6 protein-coding genes are annotated in these 5,628 nt (G+C 71.6%); 1 reads left to right on the top strand and 5 read right to left on the bottom strand.

Annotated elements, in window-relative coordinates; genetic code table 11:
• Positions 1-680, bottom strand: a 680-nt coding sequence (locus tag ACGFYY_RS42110; protein ID WP_393717903.1) for an adenosylhomocysteinase, incomplete at its 3' end; no start/stop codon positions are given.
• Between the two features lie 381 nt (positions 681-1,061).
• Here ACGFYY_RS42110 and lepB point away from each other — a divergent pair.
• Complete coding sequence (gene lepB / locus ACGFYY_RS42115; protein WP_393717905.1) at positions 1,062-1,745, top strand: signal peptidase I; 684 nt, start codon at positions 1,062-1,064, stop codon at positions 1,743-1,745.
• 64 nt (positions 1,746-1,809) lie between these two features.
• On the opposite strand, the gene ACGFYY_RS42120 is transcribed toward lepB, so the two are convergent.
• The 4 genes from ACGFYY_RS42120 to ACGFYY_RS42135 form a co-directional block, all read right to left on the bottom strand.
• Positions 1,810-2,733 (bottom strand): cation diffusion facilitator family transporter, encoded by a 924-nt coding sequence (locus ACGFYY_RS42120; protein WP_393717907.1) that lies wholly within the window; start codon positions 2,731-2,733, stop codon positions 1,810-1,812.
• 72 nt (positions 2,734-2,805) lie between these two features.
• The gene (gene manA / locus ACGFYY_RS42125; protein WP_393717909.1) at positions 2,806-3,963 is read right to left on the bottom strand and encodes a mannose-6-phosphate isomerase, class I; all 1,158 of its coding nucleotides are present in this window, start codon (positions 3,961-3,963) and stop codon (positions 2,806-2,808) included.
• A 37-nt stretch (positions 3,964-4,000) separates the two neighbouring features.
• A complete protein-coding gene (locus ACGFYY_RS42130; RefSeq protein ID WP_393717911.1) occupies positions 4,001-5,134 on the bottom strand; it encodes an SIS domain-containing protein in 1,134 nt (377 codons plus the stop codon).
• A 94-nt stretch (positions 5,135-5,228) separates the two neighbouring features.
• On the bottom strand, positions 5,229-5,414 hold the full coding sequence (locus ACGFYY_RS42135) for a Trm112 family protein (protein ID WP_327385137.1): 186 nt from the start codon (positions 5,412-5,414) through the stop codon (positions 5,229-5,231).
• Positions 5,415-5,628: the final 214 nt, after the last annotated feature.

A 5,628-nucleotide genomic window follows, 5' to 3' on the forward strand; every position in this document is an offset into this window, starting at 1 on the left:
TCGTTCACGTTGATCGCCGGGAACAGCAGGGTGCCCTCGGACATCATCTCGTAGAGACGGTGGACACCGGTGGTGGTCTCCTCCGTCACACCGCGAATCTCCGACGCGAGCTGCGTCCACTTCTGCGGAGCCTCGCCGAGGGTGCGGTTGAGCAGGGTGAGGATGTGGGCGTACTCCTCGGAGTCCGCCGTCGACGGGTCCGGGGCGGAGCCGGCCTTCTCGAACTCGACGCCCTTGTGGACGAGGAGGGTGGCGTCACCACCGTCGTCGAGGATCATGTTCGGGCCGCCGGTGGGGGTGTTCGGCCAGGTCAGCGCCTGCTCCGTGCACCACCAGTACTCCTCCAGCGTCTCGCCCTTCCAGGCGAAGACGGGAACGCCCTGCGGGTTCTCCGGGGTGCCGTTCGGGCCCACCGCGATGGCCGCGGCGGCGTGGTCCTGGGTGGAGAAGATGTTGCAGGAGGCCCAGCGGACGTCGGCGCCGAGGGCGACGAGGGTCTCGATGAGCACGGCGGTCTGCACGGTCATGTGCAGCGAGCCGGTGATGCGGGCGCCGGCCAGCGGCTGCGCCTCCGCGTACTCGGCGCGGATCGACATCAGACCCGGCATCTCGTGCTCGGCCAGGGTGATCTCCTTGCGGCCGAACGCGGCAAGGGAGAGGTCTGCGACCTTGAAGTCCATGGGTGCTGCTCCTCATGGTTCGAGAGGGTGGGTACGGCTGGGCCGTGCGCCGTCCTGGGGACGGGACACCGAGCACAGTCCGTCGGGGGTCCTCTCTCCCCTCGGCCGGTCGCAGGGACCGCCCGACCCGCCATCAGCAGCGACGTCTGACACTGGGCACGAATCTACACCGATCGACGGAGCGCGCCCCAGTCGGACGAGGAAGAAGCCGGGTGGTCGTGGGTGGGCGCCGGCTTCGGGGGACGGTCACGGGCCGCGGCTGACGGCGCGTCGACCAGCGGGTACGGAGGGAGATCCGGTGATCGGGACCCCGCCTCCGTACGGTTTCGGCCAGACCGTAGTCTTCCGGCCGTTCACACTGGTGGGAGGGGTTTCGGAGTCATGCAGCACAGACCTGGGCGCACATTGGGGATATGGGCGATCGTCCTGCTGATCCTGGGGGTCGCGCTGAACGTCGCGGCGATCATGCTCATGGTGAAGATGTTCAAGCCGGTCTACTACGCCGGCGACGCCATGCTGCCCACCCTCCGCGACGGGGACGAGCTCCTGCTGAAGAGGGATCCGGCGGAAGTGCGTCGTGGTGACGTCATCGGTTTCACGAGCGTGGCCTGGCAGAGGGACGGGGTCTCCATCGGGCGCGTGGTGGCCGTGGAGGGCGACCACATCGCCTACGCGAAGGGGGACAAGACCCTGACCCTCAACGGGCAGCCGCTCGACGAGCCCTACGTGCTGGGCGGCGCTCCCGGTGACCCGGGCCTCAGCTTCGCCGTCTCGGTGCCGCGGGGCCGGGTCTTCGTCCTGGGTGACAACCGCGGCAACTCCGCGGACTCCCGCTACTACCCGGAGCTCCAGTACGGCACGCTGGCGGTGTCGGACGTGGCCGGGGTCCGGGTCCCCGAAGAGAACGTGCTGTTGCTGACCCTCGGTGCGGTATCGACCGTCGGCACCCTCGTCCTGCCCGTGGGGATCGGGCTGGGCATCTCCGCACGGGTGGTGCGACGGAGGAACGCGGCAGCCGTACCGGCGGGCCCCGTCTGGGGCGCCGTACACGTCGAGGAGTCCTGACCGACCACGGAAACCCGAAGGCCCCCGCGGGCTGCTGCTCGCGGGGGCCTTCGGCGTACGTGCGTTACCCGGCGGCCTCGGGGCGGTAGATGTCCGGCTCCAGGTAGATCACCCGGGCGATCGGGACCGCCTCGCGGATGCGGGCCTCGGCCGCGTTGATCGCGTCGGCCACCTGGGTCGCGGTGTCGTGGCCCTCGACCGCGATCTTGGCGGCGACCAGCAGCTCCTCCGGGCCCAGGTGCAGGGTGCGCATGTGGATCACGCGGGTGACGACGTCCCCGTCGACGACCGCGGCCTTGATCTTCTCGACGTCGTCGACACCCGCGGCCTCGCCGAGCAGGAGCGACTTGGTCTCCGCGGCCAGGACGATCGCGATGAGGATGAGCAGGATGCCGATGCACAGGGTGCCGATGCCGTCCCAGATCCCGTCGCCGGTCAGCAGGGCGAGGCCGACACCGCCGAGGGCGAGGACCAGACCGACGAGGGCGCCGAAGTCCTCCAGGAGGACAACGGGCAGCTCGGGGGCCTTGGCCCGCCGGATGAACTGGGTCCACGTCAGCTTGCCGCGGATCTCGTTCGATTCCTTGATGGCGGTCCGGAAGGAGAAGGACTCCGCGATGATCGCGAAGACCAGGACGCCCACGGGCCAGTACCAGGCCTCGATGGGGTGCGGCTCGTGGATCTTCTCGTAGCCCTCGTAGATGGCGAACATGCCACCGACGGTGAAGAGCACGATGGAGACCAGGAAGGCGTAGATGTAGCGCTCGCGCCCGTACCCGAAGGGGTGTTGGGGCGTGGCCTCGCGCTGGGCCTTCTTGCCGCCGAGGAGCAGCAGCCCCTGGTTCCCGGAGTCGGCCAGCGAGTGGACGCTTTCCGCGAGCATCGACGAGGAGCCGCTGAAGAGGAATGCCACGAATTTGGCTACAGCGATGGCGAGGTTGGCGGCGAGTGCCGCCACGATCGCCTTGGTACCGCCCGACGCGCTCATGGGTGCAGGGTGTCCTTCCTAGCCACTGACTACCGGCCGCACATTGTTGCAGTCGGTGGGAGGGAGGCTACGTCAGACCAGCACGGTGGCCCGGAAGATCGTCCCGGTTCCGGACAGTTCGACCTTTTCGCCCGCCGGCACGAAGACCGACTCGCCAGGACTCAGGGCCAGTTCGCCGGCGTGCGGGGAGCCGGCCGTGCAGAGCAGGATCTGCGGGGCGTCGTGCGGGAGCACGCGGGTGGCGCCGCCGGGCGCGAGGACGAAGCGGGAGAGCCGGAACTCGTCGATGGGGGTCTCGTAGACCTCCTCGGCGTCGCCCTCGGGGCGCAGCAGGTTCGGGTCGCCCGGCTCGAACTTCGCGATCTTCAGCAGCTCGGGCACGTCCACGTGCTTGGGGGTGAGACCGGCGCGCAGCACGTTGTCCGAGTTGGCCAGCAACTCGACGCCGAGACCGTCGATGTAGGCGTGCGGGACGCCGGCGCCGAGGAACATCGCCTCGCCGGGCTGGAGTCGGACGTGGTTGAGCAGCATCGCCGCGATGACTCCCGGGTCGCCCGGGAAGTGGTGGACCAGCGTGGCGTACGGGGTGTACCGGCCGCCGAGGCGCGTGACGGCGGCGGCGACCTCGTGCAGGGTGTGGGCCATTTCGGCGCGGTCCGCGGTCAGTACGGCCGTCAGCATCTCGCGCAGGGCGGCCTCTTCGGGGTGCGCGCGCAGCAGGTCGACGTACGGCTTGAGGCTGTCCACGTCCAGGCCCGCGAGGAGTTCCGCGGCCTCCAGCGGTGGGCGGAAGCCGCACAGCCCGTCGAACGCGGTGAGCGCGCAGATCATCTCGGGCTTGTGGTTGGGGTCCTTGTAGTTGCGGTGGTCGGCGTCGATCGGGACCCCGCGGCGCTCCTCGTCCTCGAAGCCGGCCCGGGCCTGGGCCCGGTCGGGGTGGACCTGGAGGGAGAGCGGGGCGCCGGCGGCGAGGATCTTGAAGAGGAAGGGCAGCCGGGGGCCGAACTTGGCGACGGTGGCGGCGCCCAGCTCGCCTTCGGGATCGGCCGCGATGACGTCCGAGAGGGCCCGCTCGCCCGCTCCCCGGTCGATGCGGGAGGGGGCGCCGGGGTGGGCTCCCATCCACATCTCGGCCTGGGGCTCACCGGTGGGTTCGACACCGAGGAGCGTGGCGAGGGCCGTGGTGGATCCCCAGGCGTAGGGGCGGATCGTGTTCGTCAGGCGGTCCATCGTCGTCTTCCTGGATAGAGCTGGGTACTTCAGTGCCTCAGCTGTGTCCGCCGGAAGCCAACGCCAGGTAGGCGGTGGCGAAATCCGTGACGGCGAGGAGTTCGGCGAGCTGCTCCAGTTCGACGCCCTCCTCCGGTTCGAGCTCGCTGATCGCCGTGTCGTGGCTGTGGGCGAGCTCGCGTGCGGCGGGGGCGGCGGTGAGGCCACCGGACGGCCGGTCGCGCAGCAGGACGATGCGGGCGCGAAGGGCCTGGGGCTCTTCGACCCGGTCACGGAAGAAGTCGTCGGGGTCGGCTCCGGCGGCGAAGGATCCGGCGAGCAGGATGCCGTGGGCGGGCAGCGCCTCGGGAAGCACGGCGGCCAGGGCGGGGCGGCCGGCGAGCTCGGCGAGGGTGGCGGCGAACCGGCGGCCGGCGGGGGCGGCACCGATGCCCTCGCTCCAGATCAGCGGGAGCGAGTCGGCCAGCTCGGCGGCGAGGGTCTTGGCCGGGTTGGAGTAGGTGGCGATGGCGGGCCCGCAGCGTTCGGCGGTCCGGTCGAGCCGGTCGGCGACGAGTTGCAGGGTGTCGGGGGCGGCCGTGATCAGGCCGACCTTGTCGAGGAGCAGCAGCAGCGGCGTCAGCAGCGCCCACAGGGCGCCGGGTCCAGCCGCGGCGGACTCGTCGTACTCCTGGTACGGGGCCTTGGCCATCGGTACGAGGAGCCCGTGCGCGCCGTCCACCGCCTCGCTCAGCGGTGAGCGTTCGGGGGCGACGGCCACGACGGTGCAGCCTCGGCGGTACGCCTGCTCGGCGAGGACGGCGAGACCGGGCTCGGTGCCGTCGGTGGTGGCGAGGAGCAGCAGGTCGACGGGGCCGGCCCAGCCGGGCAGCGCCCAGCGCAGCGCGCCGGCCGCGTGGGCGACGCCGGTGGGTTCCAGCCGGATGACGGGCGCGGAGGCTCCGGCGAGGGCGCCGAGCAGGTCGGCGACTCCGGTGGCGGCGGTGCCGGGCCCGGCGATCAGGACGGAGCGCGGGCGGCCGTCGGGGCGCAGCTCGGCGAGGCCGGCCTCGGTCGCGTGCCGGGCGGCGGTACGGACTCTGGCTCCAGCCTCGGCCGCACTGCGGAGCAGGCCCCGGCGGTCGACGCGGGCGAGATCGTCCGGTGCGTCGAGGAGCGACTCGTCGAGCATGGCGGCCTCCGGCGGTGTTGACGGATCCAGGGTTGCGGAATCGGTCTCAGCGTCTGCGTCTGCGTCCGCCCTTGCTTCGCGGGCGCGGCAGGGGTCAGGCGGGGCGGCGGGCCTCGTCCACGAGGAGCACGGGGATGCCGTCACGGACCGGGTACGCGAGGCCGCAGTCCTGGCCGGTGCAGATCAGCTCGGGGGTCGTCTCGTCGGCCGACTTGTCCTCGAGGGGCGAGTGGCAGGCGGGGCAGGCGAGGATCTGCAGGAGGCCGGCTTCGAGCGGCATGGGGCGATTCCCTTCGGGCATGTGGGTGGGGCGAGGTCAGCGTACCGCCGAGTCCTCGCCGATGCGGTGTCGTGAGGGCGTTGTCGGGCCGGAAGCCGCAGCTGGGGCGGTGGTCCCCGGAGCGGGTGCGGCTCCGGGGAACCCGGCTCCGCCGGGTACCGGGCTCCGCCCGACCACGCGCCTCGAACGGGGGCGGGGCCGGACCGGGCGAAGT

This window comes from Streptomyces sp. NPDC048331, from assembly GCF_043201215.1.
Classification (GTDB): domain Bacteria; phylum Actinomycetota; class Actinomycetes; order Streptomycetales; family Streptomycetaceae; genus Streptomyces.

Excerpts from the sequence above, each read along its gene's own strand:
- ACGFYY_RS42120 (WP_393717907.1), bottom strand. The coding sequence starts at position 2,733 with ATGAGCGCGTCGGGCGGTACCAAGGCGATCGTGGCGGCACTCGCCGCC.
- ACGFYY_RS42135 (WP_327385137.1), bottom strand. The coding sequence starts at position 5,414 with ATGCCGCTCGAAGCCGGCCTCCTGCAGATCCTCGCCTGCCCCGCCTGC.
- manA (WP_393717909.1), bottom strand. The coding sequence starts at position 3,963 with ATGGACCGCCTGACGAACACGATCCGCCCCTACGCCTGGGGATCCACC.
- lepB (WP_393717905.1), top strand. The coding sequence starts at position 1,062 with ATGCAGCACAGACCTGGGCGCACATTGGGGATATGGGCGATCGTCCTG.
- ACGFYY_RS42130 (WP_393717911.1), bottom strand. The coding sequence starts at position 5,134 with ATGCTCGACGAGTCGCTCCTCGACGCACCGGACGATCTCGCCCGCGTC.